The sequence below is a fragment of the Nostoc sp. genome (assembly GCF_036917655.1).
Lineage (GTDB): Bacteria > Cyanobacteriota > Cyanobacteriia > Cyanobacteriales > Nostocaceae > Nostoc.
This window is the reverse complement of the sequence record NZ_JBALCY010000018.1, coordinates 17,365-40,842: the sequence shown is the minus strand read 5'-3', so window position 1 is coordinate 40,842 and position 23,478 is coordinate 17,365. Positions and strand designations below refer to the sequence as shown.

Annotated in this window: 18 protein-coding genes; 4 read left to right on the top strand and 14 right to left on the bottom strand. The window is 43.5% G+C overall.

What is annotated here, in order from left to right:
• Positions 1-657, top strand: coding sequence for a ribonuclease HII (locus V7K30_RS10115; RefSeq protein ID WP_334998914.1), 657 nt, complete (start codon positions 1-3; stop codon positions 655-657).
• 8 nt (positions 658-665) lie between these two features.
• On the opposite strand, the gene V7K30_RS10110 is transcribed toward V7K30_RS10115, so the two are convergent.
• Both V7K30_RS10110 and V7K30_RS10105 read right to left on the bottom strand, forming a co-directional pair.
• Positions 666-1,253: a DUF1997 domain-containing protein gene (locus tag V7K30_RS10110; RefSeq protein ID WP_334998913.1), complete on the bottom strand. Its 588-nt coding sequence runs from the start codon at positions 1,251-1,253 to the stop codon at positions 666-668.
• Positions 1,254-1,325: 72 nt separating this feature from the next.
• Positions 1,326-1,712 carry a VOC family protein gene (locus tag V7K30_RS10105; protein ID WP_334998912.1) on the bottom strand — a complete coding sequence of 129 codons (387 nt, stop codon included), beginning with the start codon at positions 1,710-1,712 and terminating at the stop codon, positions 1,326-1,328.
• Positions 1,713-1,935: 223 nt separating this feature from the next.
• Here V7K30_RS10105 and pheA point away from each other — a divergent pair, with 223 nt between their 5' ends.
• Positions 1,936-2,811, top strand: a complete 876-nt coding sequence (pheA, locus tag V7K30_RS10100; protein WP_334998911.1) for a prephenate dehydratase — start codon at positions 1,936-1,938, stop codon at positions 2,809-2,811.
• A gap of 199 nt (positions 2,812-3,010) precedes the next feature.
• Here pheA and V7K30_RS10095 read toward each other — a convergent pair whose 3' ends face one another.
• The 9 genes from V7K30_RS10095 to V7K30_RS10055 form a co-directional block, all read right to left on the bottom strand.
• Positions 3,011-3,658, bottom strand: coding sequence for an LON peptidase substrate-binding domain-containing protein (locus V7K30_RS10095; RefSeq protein ID WP_334998910.1), 648 nt, complete (start codon positions 3,656-3,658; stop codon positions 3,011-3,013).
• A gap of 232 nt (positions 3,659-3,890) precedes the next feature.
• Positions 3,891-4,208, bottom strand: coding sequence for a 30S ribosomal protein S10 (gene rpsJ / locus V7K30_RS10090; protein WP_008232935.1), 318 nt, complete (start codon positions 4,206-4,208; stop codon positions 3,891-3,893).
• A 180-nt stretch (positions 4,209-4,388) separates the two neighbouring features.
• The gene (tuf, locus tag V7K30_RS10085; RefSeq protein ID WP_334998909.1) at positions 4,389-5,618 is read right to left on the bottom strand and encodes an elongation factor Tu; all 1,230 of its coding nucleotides are present in this window, start codon (positions 5,616-5,618) and stop codon (positions 4,389-4,391) included.
• Positions 5,619-5,641: 23 nt separating this feature from the next.
• Positions 5,642-7,720 carry an elongation factor G gene (fusA, locus tag V7K30_RS10080; protein ID WP_334998908.1) on the bottom strand — a complete coding sequence of 693 codons (2,079 nt, stop codon included), beginning with the start codon at positions 7,718-7,720 and terminating at the stop codon, positions 5,642-5,644.
• 137 nt (positions 7,721-7,857) lie between these two features.
• Complete coding sequence (gene rpsG, locus V7K30_RS10075; protein ID WP_229545708.1) at positions 7,858-8,328, bottom strand: 30S ribosomal protein S7; 471 nt, start codon at positions 8,326-8,328, stop codon at positions 7,858-7,860.
• Between the two features lie 526 nt (positions 8,329-8,854).
• Positions 8,855-9,238 (bottom strand): 30S ribosomal protein S12, encoded by a 384-nt coding sequence (gene rpsL, locus V7K30_RS10070; protein WP_012410236.1) that lies wholly within the window; start codon positions 9,236-9,238, stop codon positions 8,855-8,857.
• A 124-nt stretch (positions 9,239-9,362) separates the two neighbouring features.
• Entirely contained in the window at positions 9,363-9,692 is a 330-nt protein-coding gene (locus tag V7K30_RS10065) for a HesB/IscA family protein (protein WP_334998935.1), read from the bottom strand.
• Between the two features lie 245 nt (positions 9,693-9,937).
• A complete protein-coding gene (locus V7K30_RS10060) occupies positions 9,938-10,357 on the bottom strand; it encodes a cupin domain-containing protein (protein ID WP_334998907.1) in 420 nt (139 codons plus the stop codon).
• 403 nt (positions 10,358-10,760) lie between these two features.
• The gene (locus V7K30_RS10055; protein ID WP_442941056.1) at positions 10,761-12,872 is read right to left on the bottom strand and encodes a phosphodiester glycosidase family protein; all 2,112 of its coding nucleotides are present in this window, start codon (positions 12,870-12,872) and stop codon (positions 10,761-10,763) included.
• Between the two features lie 775 nt (positions 12,873-13,647).
• Here V7K30_RS10055 and gltB point away from each other — a divergent pair.
• Positions 13,648-18,369: a glutamate synthase large subunit gene (gene gltB, locus V7K30_RS10050; protein WP_334998905.1), complete on the top strand. Its 4,722-nt coding sequence runs from the start codon at positions 13,648-13,650 to the stop codon at positions 18,367-18,369.
• A gap of 999 nt (positions 18,370-19,368) precedes the next feature.
• On the opposite strand, the gene V7K30_RS10045 is transcribed toward gltB, so the two are convergent.
• Positions 19,369-20,280, bottom strand: coding sequence for a polysaccharide deacetylase family protein (locus V7K30_RS10045; RefSeq protein WP_334998904.1), 912 nt, complete (start codon positions 20,278-20,280; stop codon positions 19,369-19,371).
• Between the two features lie 1,596 nt (positions 20,281-21,876).
• Here V7K30_RS10045 and lepB point away from each other — a divergent pair.
• Complete coding sequence (lepB, locus tag V7K30_RS10040; protein WP_334998903.1) at positions 21,877-22,449, top strand: signal peptidase I; 573 nt, start codon at positions 21,877-21,879, stop codon at positions 22,447-22,449.
• An 81-nt stretch (positions 22,450-22,530) separates the two neighbouring features.
• On the opposite strand, the gene V7K30_RS10035 is transcribed toward lepB, so the two are convergent.
• On the bottom strand, positions 22,531-23,064 hold the full coding sequence (locus tag V7K30_RS10035) for a ComEA family DNA-binding protein (protein WP_334998902.1): 534 nt from the start codon (positions 23,062-23,064) through the stop codon (positions 22,531-22,533).
• A 14-nt stretch (positions 23,065-23,078) separates the two neighbouring features.
• Positions 23,079-23,453 (bottom strand): NINE protein, encoded by a 375-nt coding sequence (locus tag V7K30_RS10030; protein ID WP_334998901.1) that lies wholly within the window; start codon positions 23,451-23,453, stop codon positions 23,079-23,081.
• Between the last annotated feature and the right edge of the window lie 25 nt (positions 23,454-23,478).

The following is a 23,478-nucleotide window of genomic DNA, read 5'->3' as shown; positions in this document are numbered from 1 at the left end:
ATGGTAGAAACGTCGCCAGCACCCTTGGAACAATCCAGTTGGCTGGAATTTTCTACCTTGTCAGGGATTCCAGGGTTGATTGCAGGTGTGGATGAAGTCGGGCGAGGCGCTCTATTTGGCCCTGTGGTGGCGGCAGCAGTGATCCTACCAGATCATGCTTTGCCAATACTGATGGCAGCTAAAATTAAAGACAGTAAAAAGTTGTCTAGTTCTCGTAGAACTCAGCTAGCGCAGCAAATTTCTGGGCTGGCTATAGATTGGAAAATTGGGTTTGCTTCTACTGCCGAAATTGACAAGATAAATATTTTGCAAGCGACGCTGTTAGCAATGAAGCGGGCTGTGCTGAAGTTAAAGGTACAGCCTGCACTTTGCTTGATTGACGGTAATCAGTCAATCAAAGACTTACTACTGCCGCAACAAACAATAGTTAAAGGGGACGAGCGATCGCTCGCTATTGCCTCTGCTAGTATTGTCGCTAAAGTTTGGCGTGACGAATTGGTACTGCGTCTAGCATTAAAATACCCTATGTACAACCTGGAGCGTAACAAGGGTTATGGTAGCCAGCAGCATTTGCTGGCTTTACAACAATACGGGCCTTCGCCCCTGCATCGTCAGTCTTTTCGTCCTTGCCAAATCAAACGGCTGAGTGTTGAGTGATTAAATAATTACTCAGCATTCAGGATTGGTAATTCAGTACTATCACCGTCAAGTCCTCTATCTTTGGTTTGTGATATCACCCAGTAGCGATAATCCGCCAAAAGTTGATTTAATAACCGTTGCTTGACTGACAACAGCACGCTTTTGAGCAAACCATTGCCTGTAGCTTCTAAAATCGGCTTAGGAGTGAAGGAAAATGGCGGTGGAAAATCCACCAGCACTTCTAAATCAGCCCTTCCTTGGAGGCGAGTGCCAGTGCTAAACTCTTTGGGAGACAAATGCCCTTTTAAATTGAGGGCAAAGCGCTGGTTAATATACTCGAAACCCAGTATTTCACAGCCTAGCGATCGCAAATAAATAACTCCATTTGATTCCGCCCACACTCTCATGTCTACAGTAGGTTGAATACTTAGTGACATAAAACTTAGCGGACGCATTTTCAAGCGAAATACCTCCTCAGAAAGTTGCTCAATCCGGCTGTTGTCAGCCAAAGCTTTAACCAAACGTTGAGGCTGACGCAAGTAGTGCTGAATAGGAATAGGCTGCTCTGGAACAGCAATTTCTACTGATTGGGAGGCAGTAAACTTGGTAGCCATGAATAGAAGGAAGTAATTGTTTGATATTTCTATTATTGATTAATTTATTATGTTTATTTTTTTTAATTTAGTTTATATTAGACTAGCAATTTCAACAAGAATTCCATCCAAATCACGGACATAAGCCACTGTTTGTCCCCAAGGCTTAACTTTGGCATCTACAACAACCACAGCACCAGCTTCTATGGCCTGCGACAAAGCTGCTGCTATATCGTCTGTTACAAAACCAACCTCAATACCAGCAGGTAGATTTAACAGACTGTTTTCTTGGAATCCTTGGGGAAGGTTAGATTTTGCAAGTTCATTTGAGGCAAAAGCCAGAGTTGTTCCACCCGTTTCCATCTCGGCGTATTGTTTGCTCTCGTGAATAAACTGCTGTTTTAGTCCGAACGCCTTTTCATAAAAAGCGACCGACTGGGCAACATCCTTTACATAGAGAATTGTGTAGGAGAACTTCATAATATTTACTTCTCACTTAAATAACCACTGAAATAAAATAGTACATTTGCTCTATTTGGTCAAGCCCCCACCGTTGAACAGTGACAAATTGTATAATTACGCCACCTAAAAAAACGGTACGCAATCAAAGGAATTAAGTTCAACCAATATTCTCGATCAATAAAGAAAGGCTGGGTTTAGCCACGATATAGTCTATAAATTGAACAGATAACTAATAAACACCATGACTTTATCGATCGCACATTTAGGGCCTCCCGGCACTTACACAGAACAAGCAGCTGTTCTTTATGTCAACTGGTTGAGCAAAAGTACGGGAATTGAAGCTATATTATGCCCTTATCCCACCATTTCTCAATCACTCCACGCCGTTGCTGATGGCCAAGCCCACTTGGCTGTTGTACCAGTAGAAAATTCTATTGAAGGGAGTGTTACCACAACACTGGATACACTCTGGCAGTTGGACAGTTTGCGAATTCAGTTGGCTTTGGTATTACCCATTGCCCATATGTTAATTTCCTGCGCGTCTAATTTAGATAGGATTAAAACTGTTTACTCTCACCCGCAAGCTTTGGCACAATGTCAGCGATGGTTAGAGCGGTTTCTCCCGACTGTACAGATTATTCCCAGCAATTCCACAACCGAAGCACTACAGCGATTAGAGCAAGACACAACAACGGCAGCGATCGCTTCAAGTAGAGCTGCTCAACTCTACAAATTGCCCATACTTGCTAGTAACATTAACGACTCTCCAGAAAACTTTACTCGTTTTTGGGTAGTAAGTCAGGGTGAGGCGGATGCCGGATACCAGATATCAAAAGTGCCAGCCAGCCATACATCGCTAGCTTTTAGTATGCCTGCCAATGCACCCGGAGCATTGGTCAAACCTTTGCAAATATTTGCTCAGTTAGGGATTAATCTTAGCCGGATTGAATCTCGTCCGACGAAGCGATCGCTAGGCGAATACTTGTTTTTCATGGATTTAGAAGCGGATGCCAACGAAGCACAAATGCAATCTGCTTTAGCAGAATTAACTATCCACACAGAGATTTTAAAAATTCTTGGCGCTTACAATGTTTTGCCGATCAGTGCTGTTACTTGATAAATTAGGAGTTAGAAATTAGATGTTAAGAGTTAGGAGTTATCATTTAGGATTTAGGAGTTATCAGTTAGGGAATATAAATTATAAGTTCTCAATCTTTTATTTTTTGTTATTTCTTCCTAACTCCTGTACAGACGCGATTAATCGCGTCTCTCCTCACTCCTGTACAGACGCGATTAATCGCGTCTCTCCTAACTCCTCACTTTTCATTAAATGTGTCTTTGAGAACAGCGCGAGCTGCCAAGTGATTCCGAGTAGAAGTTAAAATTTCTGCTTCTCGCTCTAGACGAGTTGCAGTATCTTGCATTTCTAGCAACAACTGCTGCTCTGCCGCGACACCATAAAGATTACTGGCTACCCAATAAGATAGCTCTGTTGGTAAGTCAGGCAAATCTTCTGGCAGTTCGATATTTTGTTCGGTTAATTTGGCTGACAGACGCACAACATCTCGCAGTAGTTGTTCTACTTCAGTTGATAAAGGTCGCAAATCTTTAATCGGTGGTTGGTCTTCAATCCACTCAACTAAGCCAACGCGGTATGGTTTTTCACGAACATACTCTAATACACGAAATCTTTGCTGCCCTAAAGTCATCATCTTGATCCGATCATCTGGCAGTCGCTGGTGATGAACGATTTCTGCACAGCAACCAGTGTTTGCAATTGTACCTTTAACAGGATCGACCATCAAAACACCGAACCTGCGATCGCTTGACAAAATCGTGTTCATCATGATTCGGTAGCGAAATTCAAAGATGTGCAGGGGCAATGGCCTAGTAGGAAACAGAACTACTTCGGGTAACGGGAACAGAGGTAGTTCACGAACTGCAATTTTAGAAGATGATGTCATTGTTACCTTGGTATAAACTTAATCTTTAAAATTTATTTTTCTCTGCTTTTCCCGTATTTTGTCTACATTCTATCATTTGTTTCCTAGCTAAAGAAAAGCCCTGAGATATATTTCTTCAGGGCTATGTAAATATTAATACTAATGTTATTAGTCGTTTGTCCTACCCTGCTGTAAGCCGCTGGCATGTGGATGTTATTTGCCTGAGTATTAATGACTAATGACCAATGACCAATTAAAGTTTGACTTCGATATCCACACCCGATGGTAAATCCAATTTCATCAGGGCATCAATAGTTTTAGAAGAGGGCTGATAAATGTCAATAATCCGGCGATGAGTACGGGTTTCAAAGTGTTCCCGTGAATCTTTATCTACGTGAGGCGATCGCAGCACACAATAGATCCGGCGTTTTGTGGGTAAAGGAATTGGGCCTATGGCTGTAGCGTTGGTGCGGTTAGCTGTGTCTACAATCTTCTCGCAAGATGTATCTAATAAGCGCCTGTCAAAGGCTTGTAAGCGGATTCTAATCTTCTGCTGCTGTAGAGTTGCCATCTTTAGTTTTCCAGGTTCTGCGTAATTAGGGGATGTAGTTAGAGGGTAAAGATTACAGGGTAAAGGTTACAGAAAACTATCACCTGTCCCCTGTAACCTATTACCTTATTTATAGAGGGAAGAGAAAGGAGCAGAGAGGCATTATACCATCTCTGCTCCTTTGTTATGAGCCAAAAGGTGCTACTTCAGAATTTTGGAGACTACACCAGCACCGATGGTGCGACCACCTTCGCGGATAGCGAAGCGCATTCCTTGTTCAATAGCGATCGCGTTGATCAATTCTACTGTCATCTTGATGCGATCGCCTGGCATCACCATTTCCGCTTCACTACCATCATCGGAGGTGAAAGCTTTGATGGTACCAGTTACATCGGTTGTCCGCACGTAGAACTGGGGGCGGTAGCCGGAGAAAAATGGAGTCTTCCGACCACCTTCTTTTTCCGTTAGGACGTACACTTCACCTTCAAATTGCAGGTGAGGTTTAATTGAACCAGGTTTAGCAATTACCATACCCCGTTCAATATCAGCCTTCTGGATACCCCGGAGGAGTACGCCTGCATTGTCCCCAGCCATACCTTGGTCGAGACTCTTCTTGAACATTTCAATACCAGTTACGGTAGTGGCGCGAGTATCTCTGATACCCACTAGTTCAACGTTATCGCCGACTTTGACTATACCCCGTTCAATCCGACCAGTGGCGACAGTACCACGACCTGTGATGGAGAATACGTCTTCTACAGCCATCAGGAAGGGCTTATCAACATCCCGCTCAGGAGTGGGGATGAAAGAATCCACAGCGTCCATCAATTCGTAGATTTTATCTACCCAAGGATTCTCACCACGTTGGGTCTTGGGATTCTTGGCCATTGCTTCAAGAGCTTGCAGACCAGATCCTTTGACAATGGGAATATCATCGCCAGGGAAATCGTAGCTGGAAAGCAGTTCTCTAAGTTCTAGTTCTACTAATTCTAAGAGTTCTGGGTCATCCATCAAGTCTTCCTTATTCAAGAAGACAACCAGACTGGGAACGCCCACCTGTTTTGCCAACAGGATGTGTTCACGGGTTTGGGGCATCGGGCCATCGGTAGCAGCTACTACGAGGATGCCACCATCCATCTGAGCAGCGCCGGTGATCATGTTCTTCACATAGTCGGCGTGTCCAGGGCAGTCTACGTGAGCATAGTGCCGACTAGCGGTTTCATACTCAACGTGAGCGGTATTGATGGTAATACCCCGTGCCTTTTCTTCTGGCGCGTTATCGATTTGATCGTAGCCCTTAGCTATAGCTTGACCCATAGCCGCCAAGGTCATAGTGATGGCTGCTGTTAACGTGGTTTTACCGTGGTCAACGTGGCCAATAGTACCGATATTGATGTGGGGTTTATTCCTTTCAAACTTTGCGCGTGCCATGAATGCTCATTTCCTTATTTTAACTAAGCGTTCCCTTTGCTTTTAGCAATGATAGTTTCAGCTACGCTGCGAGGCACCTCTTCGTAGTGGCTGAACTCCATCGTGAAGATACCCCGACCTTGCGTCTTCGACCGGATATCAGTGGCGTAGCCAAACATGGTCGCCAGTGGAACTTTGGATGCGACCTTAGCGAGTCCCTGTTCGGTGCTTTGGCTTTCAATCTGCCCTCGGCGGGAGATGAGGTCGCCAATGACGTTCCCGATATAGTCTTCAGGAACTTCAACTTCAACTTTCATCATAGGCTCTAAGATGACGGGTGAAGCTTTCAGCACAGCCTCTTTCATCGCCATTGAGCCAGCGATTTTGAAAGCCATTTCTGAAGAGTCTACATCGTGGTATGACCCATCAATTAGCGTCGCTTTGACGTCAATCAACGGATATCCAGCTAGAACACCGGATTCGCAGCTTTCTTTCATTCCTTGTTCTGCGGGGCCAACGTACTCTTTAGGTACTGTACCACCGGCAATTTTGGAGACGAATTCAAAGCCAGTACCGGGTTCTCCAGGTTCCAAATTGATCACAACGTGACCGTATTGACCTTTACCACCACTTTGACGGATGAATTTGCCCTCAACTTTGTTCACAGCTTTCCGAATTGTTTCTCGGTAAGCTACTTGTGGCGCACCTACATTCGCTTCCACCTTGAATTCTCGTAACATCCGGTCTACTAGAATTTCTAGGTGTAGCTCTCCCATCCCCGCGATCACGGTTTGGTTTGTTTCCGGATCGACGCGGACACGGAAGGTGGGGTCTTCTTCTGAGAGAGATTGCAGAGCCTTGGATAGTTTATCCATGTCGTTCTTGGTTTTGGGTTCAACCGCCACCGAGATTACAGGCTCAGGAATGAATAGGGATTCCAGAATTACTGGCGATGCATCATCACAGAGCGTGTCACCTGTCAAGGTGTCTTTCAATCCCAGAGCTGCTCCCAAATCCCCGGCTCGCAGTTCATCGACATCTTGTCGGTCATCTGCCTTCATTAGAACTAGGCGGGAAACCCGTTCTTTTTTATTCTTACTAGCGTTGAGGACGTAGCTGCCCTTTTTCAGGACACCAGAATAAACGCGAACAAATGTGAGGCGACCGTAAGGGTCAGCCATAATCTTGAATGCCAGAGCCGCTAGGGGTTCGTTGTCATCAGCCCGCCGCTCAACAGGCTCGCCATTCGGCAATAAGCCTTGAATTGGCGGTACTTCACTTGGCGCTGGCAGGTAATCTACAACGGCATCCAGCATCAGCTGCACGCCTTTGTTCTTGAATGCTGAACCGCAAAGTACTGGTACAATTTTCCCCGCAATTGTGCCTTTACGCAGGGCAGTCCGAACTTCCTGTTCTGTAAGTTCTTCGCCATCGAAGTACTTAGCCATCAGAGCATCATCGGTTTCTGCTGCCGCTTCTATTAGCTTGGTGCGGAATTCGTCTACCTGCGCTTGCAATTCTTCCGGGATATCGGTTTCCTGGATATCGGTTCCTTGGTCATTTGCGTAAATATACGCACGTTGCCGTACTAGGTCAACGATACCTTGGAAGTCGTTTTCACTACCAATTGGTAGTTGAATGGCGATCGCATTCGCCCGCAGGCGATCGCGGATTTGCTCGTGAACCTTATAAAAGTTCGCTCCAGTGCGATCCATCTTGTTGATAAAGGCTATCCGAGGAACTTTGTAGCGTTCTGCTTGACGCCACACTGTCTCAGACTGCGGTTGCACGCCGCCCACAGAACAAAATACTGCGATTACACCATCCAACACGCGCATGGAACGCTCAACTTCAATTGTGAAGTCTACGTGACCTGGAGTATCGATAATGTTAATTTGATGATCTTTCCAACTGGTACTGATAGCAGCAGCAGTAATAGTAATTCCCCGCTCCCGTTCCTGCTCCATCCAGTCTGTGACGGCAGTTCCTTCATGAACTTCGCCAATTTTATGAATTATCCCAGAGTAAAATAATATTCTCTCTGTTGTTGTTGTTTTGCCCGCATCTATATGCGCCGCAATACCAATGTTGCGTACTTTATCTAGCGGGATCGTGCGTGCCACAGCTGCCTCCTATAGTTTTTGCCTCATGATATCTTGTATATTACTCTTTGTTAAGATTCTATACTTTTAGGGAAAACCGTCTTTTTTTGTAAATCCACGATATAACGCTTCGGGAGGGCGATATATCGCTTTTCTACTTAGTAACGATAGTGGGCAAATGCCTTGTTTGCTTCCGCCATCCGGTGCGTTTCTTCCCGTTTCCGAATGGCATTGCCAGTTTCATTGGCAGCATCCATTAACTCATTTGCCAGTTTGCTTGCCATTGTGCGGCCTGGTCTAGACCTGGAATACTGCACTAACCAACGCAGTGCTAGGGTAGTGCCCCGTTCTGTACGCACTTCCATTGGTACTTGGTAGGTTGCTCCGCCAACTCGCCGAGCTTTTACTTCTACTAAAGGCGTGGCATTTCGCACTGCTCTTTCAAAGGTTTCTAAGGCAGCGTTACCAGTGCGTTCCTCAATAGTTTTCAATGCTTCATAAACAATCCGTGCGGCAAGTGATTTCTTGCCATGACGCATGATCCGCCTGATAATCATGCTCACAAGGCGACTGTTATATACGGAGTCAGACGGAACTGGGCGCCTTTGAATAACACCACGACGAGACATACTTCACCTTTAATTCGGAATTGGCAACGAAATTATATGCTATCAGACACCGGAAACTAAAAGCTGTGGAACCCAACCCTCAGACTTTTTCAATTTTGTTTCGACTGTTGCAGCAAGGCTGACCTATTAACTGCCAATTTTGGATTAGAGTTTTGGTAGATGTTCCGACCACAAGGATTGGAAAAAATCAAAAGTCTGTAAGCCTCATCCCCTTGTGGGTTCGACCCATCCAAAACCGCAAATCTAAAATCTAAAATTCATTGACTTGCTACCTGCAACTAAATACTCAAGGCGACACGATTCTAAACCTTAATGTCCAGATTAGAATTCTGCTGTGGGTTACAGCGTTCTCCTCAGAACTTCTACACTTGCTCGCTTAGTGTAGGTGTAGCTTGCTTGATTTTTTTAAACACACTTGAGCAGCTTTCATAACTGCTTTTAGAACTATAGACCTGATAGTTTTTTTGTCCTTGGGCGCTTCTAAGGTAGACGATTAACCGTGTTGGGTGCGATTAATCGCCTAATCCTATTTTTTCGCTTCTTTGGGACGCTTGGTTCCATACTTGGAACGCCCTTGTTTGCGGTCTTTAACTCCGGCTGTATCTAGGGTGCCACGGATAATGTGGTATCTCACGCCTGGTAGATCCTTTACCCGACCGCCACGAATCATCACAACTGAGTGTTCTTGTAAGTTGTGACCAATGCCTGGAATGTAGGCTGTGACTTCAAATCCAGAGGTAAGTCTGACTCTTGCTACTTTGCGTAGAGCTGAGTTAGGCTTTTTTGGTGTGGTCGTGTATACTCTGGTACAAACTCCCCGACGTTGGGGACATTGTTTCAGAGCCGGTGACTTGGTTTTCTGACGCGCTTGTTCGCGCTCGTTACGTATTAGCTGCTGTATTGTTGGCATGAGTTACAGCGCGTAAAGCTGCTTATGGTCTAAGTTTTAACAAATCCTGATTATATCGTTTTTTACAGTTTTATGTCAATCATTATTTTTCCTTAATCATTGGCAAACGATCAGTAATTAAGGACTATTGACTAGTTGTCAAGAAGGAATTGCCACAGCCACAGGTAGCGATCGCCTGGGGATTGTGGAAGCGAAAACCACCACCCATTAAGTCTTCTGAATAATCCACCCTCAAACCGTTGAGGTAATTTAAGCTTGCTTTATCTATGACTACTTGAATCTCATCCAAGTCCAAAACCTGGTCGCCAACTTTTATTGCTTTATCGAAGGACATATCATAAAAGAACCCAGAACAACCACCTGGTTTTACTGCCAATCGAAACAATACATTTGGCTGCTGCTTGGACTTTATTCGCCCAATCTCACTGGCGGCTGCTTGACTCAGATGAATCATGGAACTTGTTTTTTGTAATTGAATACCCCATCTTGATTTTACAGATGGGTTGACAGTCGCTATCTCTCTATGCCAAATTATCGAACCCATGAGCGCGATCGCTATTACTACATTTATAGCACTAACATGCTTCAGTCCCCACCTTGACTAGGTAGGGACTTCTGGGGTGCAGTGGTTCACAAAGACAGTTTGCCCAAAAATTTATTTAGTTTTGGGATTAGAGCTTTAATAGCTTTCTTTTGATTTTAATCTTTGGTACGGGCATAGTCATCTTGGTAGCGAATAATATCATCTTCTCCCAAGTATTCGCCATTTTGCACTTCAATCAACACCAAGGGGATGACGCCAGGATTCTCTAAACGATGAGATGTACATTGGGGTACATAGGTTGACTCATTATTGCTCAGTAGTACTTCTTTCTCGCCACAAGTTACCCTAGCTGTACCAGAGACAACAATCCAATGTTCACTGCGGTGGTGGTGCATTTGTAGACTGAGGCGATGTCCGGGCTTAACTTCGATGCGCTTGATTTTGTATCCGCGCCCTTCTTCCAAAACTGTAAAAGCACCCCAAGGACGTAACTCAGTTGCAGCAACGCCTCTGGAAGTGATGGCTGGAGGTAGGTGTAGAGTGTCAGTCTGTGTAGTTTCTTGATATCGAGCCATAGTTACCTCATTTGGAGACATAACAAACCGTTGGTACTCTTAACTATTGATAAAAAATCTGGCGCTATCTTGCAACGTTAAAAATCAGCAATTTTGTGACACCTTGATAAACATAGCAAAATCAGACGTTATGGTGTAAATCATCACTACTAAAACTCTTGTATCTACACTAAGTCTTCATCAAGCAAAATGACAGCTTGTTCTAAACTTTAAAAAAGGATAGGGCATTGGGCAGAATAATTTTAAATTTTGGATTTTGGATTTTGGATTTTGGATTGAACAATCTAAAATCTAAAAGACGCTCGTTCGCCAAGGCGTGCCGTAGACTCGCTAACGCAAATCCCAAATTGAGGGGGTATAGGATATGGGTAATTAAAAGACTTTTCTATTCCCTACTCCCTGATTATCGTGGTTTCAAGAAAATACCAATGCCGTTATGAACACGAGCAGCGGTACTAGGCGATCGGTCGAGTAGTTGTCCTCCTAAGTAAAGGCTGGTAGAACTACCACCGTCCAAATTTAGGGCATCCACACAGCCCATGAGTTGCATCAATTGGGCATGTTCCGCCAAATTAGGGCCATAACCGCCGACACGATTGTGGACAGCAGTAATCATCAGTGTGCCTGTTGCCGTTGTGCAAATACCGCTCCGAATAGCCTTTTCTGCAATAAAGGCATTGCTGAATTTTTCGGCTTTGGCATCGAGGACAATTTGACGATTTTGGACTAATAGCGGCCCCGCTCCGATAATGTAGGGATAACGACTAAAATCAGCCGGAGCAGTGGCGCTGGAAATACTTACTGCACTTCCAATAGGTAGCTGTGAGGCAGCAGTAACAGCGTTGGCGCGTAAGGTTAGTAGATAGCCATCTTGAGGAATGGGAACCACCGTCCCACCAACTTTGCCGCCTGGTAACTGATTAGTAATTTGGTCTTTCTGTACCACGAGGATAATTTCGTTGTCTGTCAGGGGCGTGTAAGTTGATCCCCAAACTGGGGTGTAACGAGCAATGCCGCTCTGGATATAGCCACTGTTGAGAAATAGAATTGGTAGGCGCTGGTTATTTGCCGTGATTAAAGTTTCTTCCAAGGTGAGACGACCGAAGTAAAATTGGCCAGAATCATTCCAAGCGATCGCACCCCGGTTAAGAATGGGGCCTGATAACCACTGACTATCCCGACGAATCGCACCCAATGGCAATCTATTATTGCGGTTAAAATAACCACCGTTAATTCCAGCTACCGCTAAGTAACGTTGTGCTGTTTGAATTAAGGGAGCAGTACCCGCAAGCCCATCAGGACTAGCCCACATAGGTTTCAACGTTAGCCCAAATTTGCGGGGATTAACTTCTAACCAAACCACCGGAAAGCGTTCTGTGCCTAAGTTGACATAATGCTGTCGCCAGCGCAATCCTGGGGCCCAAGTAATATCTCGTTCTTCTAGAGGATCGGGTCGAATATCAATAATCAGGCGATTGGGACTACCTACAGTACTAACTTGAGGCGATAGACCAAAGGGAACGCTCAGAGAAATAATGGTTTGGTTTTTCACCACCTCCACTTGTTGAATCAGTGGTTCAGGGGCTGGTGCTGGTGCTGGTAGTATTGGTTGTGTTGGTGTCGCTGGTGATAATTGTTTAAGCAGGTTTGGCAGCAATATTGGTGGTGCTACTGTTGGTGCTGGTGGCTGGGGGGTATAGCGTTCTATCAAAACGGGATCGGCTATTCCATCCAGGGTAACTGTCCACTCTCGATTTGGCGGTGTAGTGGATTTGGGGGTTGGTGTATCTTGATCGGAGGATGGAGGTTGAATTTTTTTAACAGCTGACCCTTGTGCAACTTGCCAGGGAGTTGGATAATCTAAATTGACAAGAATCCGAGCCTGTTGCAAAGGGGCACTCGCGGATGGAGGTTCCTGGCTCTGAACAATATTTGTGATTTGCGCCTTTGGAGTAGCAATCATCAAAATGTTGCCATTGGTTTGGATTTGCCATCCTGATGTTTGAGCAAAATTAGTAATATCCAGATAGCGATATGCTCCTAGTAGCCTGGTGGCTAAAACCAGTGGCGTTGTCACCGATGAAAACCACTGTATTGGTTGCTTCGCTGAATTACTACTGTTTAAGAAATTTACTCCAATTAATTGCCTAAATACCCCATCACTGAGATGAGTTGTCACCTGACCAGATTTTCCAGGTCGCTGTAACCAAGTTCCTGGTAAAGTACGACCATTGAGGGAAATTTGATTACCAGAGGATACCACGCCTGTTAAAGGAGGTGCAGGTGACTGGGAGGTAAGCCTTGGTATTGGTTTGGTGTTTTTCAGAGACTCCTGGGCGTTGGTAGCACAGGTAGTAGTTAAGCACAGTACTGTTAAAAGTATTGGTGACACAGTAGCCCAGAAAAATCTGCGTTCGGCGTTGGCGTTCGCGCAGCGTCTCGTAGAGAAGCCATCGCTAATAAGGGAAATAGCACTGGGGTATTGTTGTTGGCAACAATTCGGCATTTTTACCATAATTCACTAGGTACTTTTGAAAACTATCACCCAAGGTATAAACTAACTAAATTATTTGGAAATATAAAAAAAATATGACTTTATTTTTGAAAATACATGGTATTATATACATTGGCTAGCTATCTCTTTTAGACATCAAGAAATTTAGACGCTAAAGCCACTGCAATCAAGTGTTTTAACTGGCACTAATTATAACCACACTATACACGGTAGTCTTGGTTATCAAAACTAGATTAAGATATTCAATCCTTACTGAACGTTGCTAGTGTTGCTACTTCAGTAAGGTCTAGTTAATAGTAAGACATGTAGCAACTGGTAAGCAGCAAAACTCCAGACAACAACAAAAATATTTGGGAATTGTCAAATGGGTATATATTGTAATACGCTGAATTTATTGCCGGATCAGGATGAGTTTGGCTTAAAAGCATAAGAGAGCGTTCAGTTTTAGTTTTGTTTCAGGTGAGCCGAAATAGGCTCTGTGAGTAGCTACCGTGCATCTGGAAAAAGGGAATTGAGAAAATACTTAGTTTCACAATATAAAAAAGAAACTGTCAGGGCAAAAATCATGTCTTGGCGGAGGTAGCTTGTCTAACACCGCATAAATACATAAATAACACGCAGCTATTTTAACACGGGTGAACTAATAAAGTAAAACCGAAGTTAAAATTTTTTTTCCCTAAATTTCGGTGCTTATATATTTCTCACATCGCTGAATTTAGAAATTTATTCCATAAGTAGTGGCAAAATTGATAACTCAATACTTCAGGAACAGGGTATGAATAATCAACCGATGAATCAAGACCAGAAAATCACAGCGAATATAAACTCAAGAGATACCTATCAGGGGCAAAAGTGGTTAGTAGAAGAACGAGATGCCTGTGGTGTCGGTTTTATTGCTCATCGTCAGAATCATACCAGCCACGAAATTGTAGGAAAAGCCTTAGCTGCTTTAACCTGCTTAGAACACCGGGGAGGTTGTAGCGCTGATCAAGACTCTGGTGATGGTGCTGGAGTATTGACAGCTATCCCTTGGGAGTTGTTCCAAGAAGACTTTGCTAAAAAGGGGAAGGAATTTCCATCCACCAATAATATAGCTGTGGGGATGATATTTCTACCACAAGACAAGGAAGCAGCACAAAAAGCTAGGACGACAGTTGAGCAAGTAGCTACCGAAGAAAAATTGATTGTACTGGGTTGGCGAGTAGTGCCAGTGCAATCTGATTTATTGGGGGTACAAGCAAGAGAAAATCAACCCCAGATTGAACAAGTTTTGTTAGCTTCTGTTGACAAAAGCGGCGATGAATTGGAACGACAGTTGTATATTACCCGCCGCCGAATTAGTAAAGTTGCAACCAATATCTCAGAAGAATTTTATATCTGCTCCTTGTCAAATCGCACAATTGTCTACAAAGGCATGGTGCGTTCCGCTGTATTGGGAGAATTTTATAAAGATTTAAAAAATCCGGTTTACAAAAGCCCCTTTGCTGTCTATCACCGCCGCTTTAGTACCAACACGATGCCCAAGTGGCCTCTAGCTCAACCAATGCGGCTTTTGGGTCACAACGGCGAAATCAATACATTGTTGGGTAACATCAACTGGATGATGGCCCGAGAAGCTAGCCTAAATCATCCTGTATGGGGCGATCGCATCAACGAACTCAAGCCATTAGTTCATATTGATAACAGCGACTCAGCTACCTTAGACAACGTACTGGAATTGCTGGTGTGTTCTGGACGCACTCCCTTGGAAGCTTTAATGATTATGGTTCCAGAGGCTTACCAAAATCAGCCTTCTTTACGTGACTCTCCAGAAATTGTTGATTTCTACGAATATTACAGCGGTCTGCAAGAAGCATGGGACGGGCCAGCACTTTTAGTATTTAGCGATGGCAAAAAAGTTGGTGCAACACTAGATCGTAATGGCTTAAGACCAGCTCGCTACGTGATCACCAAAGATGACTACATTGTCGTAGCTTCCGAAGCTGGTGTAGTGGACTTTCCAGAAGCCGATATTGTCGAGAAAGGTAGACTTGGCCCAGGGCAAATGATTGCCGTGGATTTAGTAAACCAGGAAGTGCTGAAGAATTGGGAGATTAAGCAGCGGATCGCCAAGCAGCACCCTTATGGAGAATGGCTGCAACAGCATCGTCAAGAACTTAAAAAAATTGTCAGTAGTCAGTCGTCAGATGTGAATGGAAATGGACATCTGGCTGCTGAAAATGGTAATGGGCATAGTACAACTGACAAAATTGACAAGCAAACCTTGCTTCAGCGTCAAACTGCCTTTGGCTACACCACAGAAGATGTAGAAATGGTGATTCATCCAATGGCGATCGCAGGTTCAGAGCCGACTTTCTGTATGGGGGATGATATTCCTTTAGCAGTGCTGTCAACAAAACCTCACCTGCTTTATGACTATTTCAAACAGCGCTTTGCTCAGGTGACTAACCCAGCGATCGATCCCCTACGGGAAAAGCTAGTGATGTCTTTGAAAGTCGAACTGGGTGAGCGGGGTAACTTATTAGAACCCAAGCCAGAATATGCTCGGAGATTGAAACTTGAATCGCCAGTGTTAACGGATGCTGAATTAGAGGCGATTAAGCTGTCAGGATTTGCCACAGCCGAGTTGTCAACCCTATTTGCGATCGCCACTGGCCCGGAAGGATTGAAAGCCGCAGTCCAGTCTTTACAAGCACAAGCAGCTGAATCAGTCCGGGCAGGTGCAAAGATTTTAATATTAAGCGACCAGATCCCCCCAACTCCCCTTGATAAGGGGGGCAATAAAGGGATCAGTACAGAATATACCTACATTCCTCCCTTGTTAGCAGTGGGTGCCGTACATCACCACCTGATTCGTGAAGGGTTGCGAATGAAAACATCCCTGATTATCAATACTGCCCAATGCTGGAGTACTCATCACTTTGCTTGTCTGATTGGCTACGGTGCTGGTGCAGTTTGCCCGTATATGGCTTTGGACACGGTGCGTGATTGGTGCATTGATCCCAAAACCCAAAAGTTAATGGCTGTGGAGAAAATTCCAGCCCTCACCGTAGAACAAGCTTTAGGAAACTATCGCAAAGCGGTAGAGTCAGGTTTGCTAAAAATTCTCTCCAAGATGGGAATTTCTCTGCTCTCCAGTTATCAAGCAGCCCAAATATTTGAAGCTATTGGCATTGGTGGGGATTTAATCGAACTAGGATTTCGGGGTACAACTTCCCGCATTGGTGGTTTGAGTATTAGTGAACTCGCTGATGAAGTGCTTTCCTTCCACAGCAAGGCTTTCCCAGAACTGACGACCAAGAAGTTAGAAAACCTCGGCTTTGTGCAGTACCGTCCCGGTGGCGAGTACCACATGAATAGCCCAGAAATGGTCAAGGCGCTGCATAAGGCTCTAGATGGCAAAAGCTACGACCACTACGAAGTTTACAAAAAGCACCTCCAAGGCAGACCAGTAACAGCCTTGCGTGACTTGCTAGACTTCCAAGGCGATCAAACTGCAATTCCTATAGAAGAAGTGGAGTCGGTAGCTGAGATTGTCAAGCGCTTCTGCACAGGTGGCATGTCTTTAGGCGCTTTGTCAAGAGAAGCCCATGAAACTTTAGCGATCGCTATGAACCGCATTGGCGGTAAATCTAACTCTGGAGAAGGTGGCGAAGACCCAGTGCGCTATACAGTTTTAGATGATGTGGACGAGTCTGGTCACTCACCAACCCTACCTCATTTAAAAGGATTGCGGAATGGTGATAAAGCCTATAGCGCCATTAAGCAAATTGCATCGGGACGCTTTGGTGTCACGCCAGAGTATCTAGTCAACGCCAAACAAATTGAAATCAAAATTGCCCAAGGTGCCAAGCCTGGAGAAGGTGGACAGCTACCAGGCCCCAAGGTGAGCCAATACATTGCGATGTTAAGGCGTTCCAAGCCAGGTGTGACGCTGATTTCGCCGCCACCACACCACGATATCTATTCCATTGAAGACTTAGCGCAACTGATTTTTGACCTGCACCAAATTAATCCGAAAGCAAAGGTATCGGTGAAGCTAGTTGCCGAAGTTGGCATTGGCACGATCGCTGCTGGTGTAGCTAAGGCAAACGCTGATATCATCCAGATTTCTGGCCATGATGGTGGTACAGGTGCATCACCACTAAGTTCGATTAAACACGCTGGCTCACCGTGGGAATTGGGCTTAAGCGAAGTGCATCGCGTCTTAATGGAAAATAGCCTGCGCGATCGCGTGATTTTACGCGTAGATGGCGGTATGAAGAGTGGCTGGGATGTGGTAATAGGTGCATTGATGGGCGGTGAAGAATTCGGTTTCGGCTCCATTGCCATGATTGCTGAAGGCTGTATCATGGCGCGAGTTTGCCACATGAATACCTGCCCTGTAGGTGTTGCTACTCAGAAAGAAGAACTCCGCAAACGGTTTACGGGAATACCGGAACAGGTTGTCAACTTCTTCTACTTCATCGCCGAAGAAGTGCGGAGTCTGCTAGCCCGATTAGGTTACCGTTCTTTGTCAGAAATCATTGGACGTGCAGATTTGTTGAAACTGCGCCCAGAGGCAAAACTCACCAAAACGCGATCGCTAAATCTGGACTGTTTACTTCAGTTACCAGATAGCAGAGAAAATCGTAGCTGGTTGCTGCATGAAGAAGTCCACAGCAACGGCGTGGTTCTAGATGACAAATTCCTTGCCGATCCCGATATTCAAGCTGCCATTCGCAACCAGTCTACTGTCACCAAGACATACCCTATTGTCAATACTGACAGAACAGTAGGCACAAGATTAGCGGGAGCGATCGCTTCTCAATACGGTGACAGTGGTTTTGAAGGACAAATTAATCTCAACTTTACAGGCAGTGTTGGGCAAAGCTTTGGTGCTTTCAACCTCCCCGGCATAATTCTAACCCTGGAAGGAGAGGCAAACGACTACGTAGGTAAAGGGATGCACGGTGGTGAAATCATCATCAAACCTCCAACTGATGCTACCTATAACGCATCACAAAACGTCATAGTTGGCAATACTTGCCTATATGGTGCTACTGGTGGCATGTTATTTGCCAACGGTCTAGCAGGAGAGCGCTTTGCTGTGAGAAACTCCAAAGGCATAGCAGTGATTGAAGGCGCAGGGGATCACTGCTGCGAATATATGACTGGTGGTGTAATTGTCGTCCTTGGCAAGGTAGGGCGCAACGTCGCTGCTGGAATGACTGGTGGACTGGCATACTTCTTAGATGAAGACGACTCATTTCGTGAGTTAGTCAACCCGGAAATTGTCAAAATCCAACGGGTGATTACAGAAGTAGGTGCAAAACAACTGCAAGAGTTAATCCAAACTCATGCAGAATGCACTGGTTCACCAAAGGCGAAGAAAATTCTGCAAAACTGGCAAGAATTTTTGCCGAAATTCTGGCAGTTGGTTCCACCTTCTGAAGCTGATAGTCCCGAAGCTAATCCTGAAAAAACAACTGAGTTCAGTTTAGTAACTAGTCATTAGACATAATCAGATGAGGTACATCATAGCCCCCTCCTCGCTTGCGGGGAGGGGGTTGGGGGTGGGGTTTTTCTACCTCATTCAACCGAGAACCGCTATATTGAGCTATTGTTGTGCTTGATAATTTTAATTAAAAACACTCCTGTAATAGCTCCGTCGAACATCCCAAATAATAATCTAAAAACGAATACTTATACAATAAAACGACATAAAAAGGCTCAATTATAGTTCAATACAGTTCAGTTAAGGATAATTGTAGGTTGGGTTGAACGTTCGCGAACAGCGTCCCGTAGGGAAGTGAAACCAAACAAACCCTGCAAAATGTTGGGTTTCGTTCCTCAACCCAACCTACGCTGGTTTTGGTTTTTGGCTCTAACCCAAGCGTATTGAATTATAGTTCATTAATTTATGAACGCCAGCGAAATACCTTTCTCATCATAAATATAGCTATACTTGCACCTATTGCACCCAAGATACTCGATATACTCAAAATGAATAATCCAGGGAAACCTTGATGAGAATCAATAATTAGTTTAAGTATTTCATTTAGATTTTTCAGTGAATCTTTAATAAGAAAAATCTTCACTATTATAGCAGTCGCCAAGATGGTTAGGACAACGATAAATTCACAATGTATGCTGTTGAACGCGTCTACCGCCAACTTGTCCTAACGGCTTTGGCGACTGCTATATTAGACCTTCACACCCTCCTATAGGCGCAATTAATAGTCTAAATATTTCAATAAATAAATTGGTTTTCCTTGTGATAATTAGAGTAGCTATTCCAGCAAATGCTCCTACAAAAAAACATGGTTAAAATACTGTTGCGAGAATAATTAAGAACTCTAGAGTGCTTGGTGGTTCAGGAAAAGGTGATTCAAAAAATATTGGTAGAAGTATTGATAATGTTAGATCGTCTGGTTTACACATAATCTAAATTATTCATGATGATAAATTTTAGTTTTTAGCCAATTACTATTGACCAATTAACCCTAATTAATAATTATTGCTTTTTGTTAGCAAGCAACTTTTGGTCTGCATCTTCTATTTCTAAAAGTTCTGGAATAGTCACAAAGCGATAGCCTTGCTTTCTAAAATTGCTAATAATTTCTGGTAAAGCTTGTATAGTTTTAGAACGGTTCCCACCACCATCGTGCATTAGCACAATCCCACCAGGTTTTGAATCTTTAATCACGTTATTGATCAACTTTGGTACAGCTGGCTGCTTGTAGTCTGTGGAGTCAGCTGACCACATCACCACAGCATATTTTTGGCCTTTAGCATAAGCAGCTAATCCATTGTGCAGGAAGCCACCAGGCGGTCGAAAGAGATTTGTTTTAACACCTGTAACTTGATAAATTAGGTCTTCTGTGCGATCTATTTCAAAAGCAGCTGCTTGTGGATTCAAGAAGTGATACCAGTGATGCCAAGTATGGTTGGCAATGACGTGACCTTGAGCGACAATTTGCTTTCCTATTTCTGGATAATTTTTCAGGTTCTGCCCGACGACAAAAAACGTCCCTTTGATATTATTTGATTTCAGGATATCTAGCACTTGCTCTGTAGTCTCAGGCCAAGGGCCATCATCAAAGGTGAGAGCAATTACTTTCTCACCCTGAGTAAGTTTCGCACTCTCAATTATTGCCCCTTGAAAACGTGATGGTACAGCGTAGGATAGTCCTTTTGTTTGTGCTTCTTGCTGCCAACTTGTAAGCATCGCCGCCTTTAATTTCTCAATGCGCTGCTGAGTTCCTACGTTTGCAGCTACATCCTTGACATTTATACTTTGTCTACTCTGAGCCTCCGAAGCATTTGGCCTTAGAAGCATCATAAAAGCAAGGCTAAAAACACCACCTAATGCAAGTAGTGCAATTAATATTCCTTCTGGCCACAGAAACGACTTATTGTTTTCCACCTGATAGCTCCTGCAAAGATCGAACCATAAACCACAGTTATGACGGTACGTTATAGCACATTTTTTTAGATATCTTAGATACCAGTTGCTTTCTGGTAATCCTTAAAATTGGAATTGAAACTAACGGAAATTCACAATCGAGAAGACAGACTATATGGCTTTGTCTAAATCTAGATGCTCTAGATTTAGACAAAGCTTATACAATACTTGGTACTGTTTAATGTCAACCCACTCATAAAAGGCAAAGTCTGCACTTCCATATTCTTACCGTTATCTTTAAGAAGGAGCACAATCAGAGAATTAACCACACCCCAATAATCCTCTTAATAGGAGTTCTGAATTAGTTACTGTCTTTCACTTCACCGCTAAGGCAGCATTATGCTTTCAAGTTTTATAGCTTTGCAAATAAGATGAGCCAAGCTGTTGCGCCTACAATTTCCACTTTTCACGGGCTGAAGTTTTTATAGCAAGACTTTCTAACAGGAAAGTTGTCTAATTTCCACCTTAGTGAATTATTTTATTAACATACAAAACTACTTACAAGAGACGGAGTATCTTTCAAAAAAGAGGATAATAAACTATTAGTTCTATTCTTGATAAGATATATTCTACTGCCTGCTGCCATTGCTTCCTTTTTAAGAAAAAGTTAAATTTTTAACTGGCAGAATGTTGCCTTGTACTTTCTATGAAATAGACAGACGAAAATTGATTCAATATAGTTTCTCATTGCCAAGGGGCACTTATTCGTTAATCTAGATACTTTTGACTCATTCAGCAAAAATAATTTTATTGGCAGTATAGTTTTATTTTTGATGCTGATACTTTAGCCTAAATTGCTGGTAGCTTTCTGTTTGTTAATATTTTTCTCGATAATTCAAGAGATTTATATCTTATTAATAGTACAATTCAATATGTACTGTCACCGTGTAATTACGGAATTTAATCGCATATATCATATATGGGCAAGTTGTTAAAATTGCAATAGTATGGTACGTATCTATTGAACCATTAAATATTACATTTAAATGTAATATTTTTTACTAATAACACTTGATTAAGCGAGAAATTTGTATTTAAAAGTACATTTAAGTCGCGATGAATTTTATGTAATATCACTTAATAATACATATCAAAATATATTTCTTTCAACTCAGCCTCCAGCAAGACTGCCCTCTGCCTTTTTTGGGTAAAGTGAAGCAGATATTGTCAGACATTCGGTAAACTGTTTTACCACTCAACGACCAATTTTCTGCTCAAATAAAAAACGTACTGGCTGTATCGCTCTACCAGTCGGTCACTAGCTTTTTTAGCAGAAGTAAGCAAAACTGAAAATCATCTAATAACTTGCCTTATAATTACAGCAATTAGAATTAAGTTTTTAATTATCTATTTAGGAATCCTAATCATCGGCTTATCTTGCCTAAGATGGGTCATAGTTTATTTACACTACTTTTGCTTATCCTTGGTAGATGCAATAACTGTATTATTTAATATCTGTATAGATTGGTACAGAAACCAGACTTGTCTATCAGTATACCTTTTGAGTCAAAATAATCAAGGTATTTGTCCCACTTCTGAAACTGGCTAGAAACTTTTATGATTCCTCACGAAAGTGATGCAAATAAAGAGCGTGCGTCGTTAAAAGTATGGCGTAGTTGGCAAGAAAATCTGATTTTAATTGCGATCGCATTGTGTTTGGCATTCCTGATCAGGACTTTTATCGCCGAACCCCGCTATATACCTTCTGACTCGATGTTGCCCACCTTACATACAGGCGATCGCTTGGTAGTTGAAAAAATCTCTTACCATTTTCACCCTGCCATAACTGGGGATATTATTGTTTTTCAGCCACCCGCAGAACTACAACGTCGAGGATATCCCAAAGACCAAGCTTTCATCAAGCGGGTTATTGGCCAGCCTGGTGAGGTCATTAGTGTTGCTTCTGGCAAAGTCTACCTCAACGGTAAACCTTTGGCAGAAGACTACATCGCTGAACCACCAAATCAGCCATATCGACCGGTGAAAGTTCCAGAAGACGAATTTTTTGTCATGGGCGATAACCGCAACGATAGTAATGACTCTCGCTATTGGGGCTTTTTACCCAGAAAAAATATCATCGGTCGAGCAACGTTTCGCTTTTGGCCTCTCAATCGCATCGGGTTCATTTAAAGAGTTAGGAGTACAGACGCGATTAATCGCGTCTGTACAGGAGTTAGGAGTTACTACAATTTAAAGCTTCTAACTTTTAATTTAAAACCTTAAATAATACATCAGTTGAGCGATCGCATCACCAGATAGCTGCAATCGCCGCTGAAAATCAGCCAGGTTCCGGTAAGGCCCAACTGATTGCCGATTTTGTATAACTGCTTCTGCAAGAGACAAATCTATAAATGGAATTTGTGCTAACTTTTCAACTGTTGCTGTGTTTGGGTTGACTAAATGGGTCGGATTTTCTAGAGATTCGTGGTCATAGTAAATAAAATTCAGCAGAGGCTTTAATGGCTCTAGGCGCGGCGCTGGTATAGCCAAAGCCGCAGCGATATCTTCAATACAGTAAAATTTAACACCCGAACGCGAAAGTTCCACAAGCGATCGCGCCTGGTGAATTGACAAACCTGGTAGGCGTAACCAATCATCTACAGTCGCTTGATTAGCATCAATGCGGATACCTAATTTGGCCGCTATCTGAATTTCTTCCCCAGATTGTAGGCGATAGTAAGGATCGTTGAGGAGCTTGGCGCGGAGTTTTTGCAGCCTGGGGTTCAAAGGTAGCCAGTTATTCATGATTGTCGCTTACCTCAAGAAATCTGGTCTAGCAATTGGCGGCGCTTTTGCTCAAATTCATACTCTGTAATCAGTCCATCCTGGCGCAGAGCATCTAATTCTCGCATTGCATCAGCGATCGCTCCTACCTGATTACTCACCCGTTGTGAGTTCCTTGCCCCTGACTTGCCTAGATTAAAATTGCGATCGAAAGCTTCTTCGTCTTGGGCTAAATACCAAACTCCCTCAATAGCACTAGCTACCTTGGGGATAGGCGTCCAGGAAAGCAACACATACAAAACACCCCACAGCGGCTGTCCCAGATAAAATTTATGTAATCCTGAAATTGTCAGCGTGCCAGAAAAAGCTAAAACAGCGGCAACACTTCGGCTTTTGCGCTTAGTCAACATATTTCTAATATTTGAGTAAGTTTCA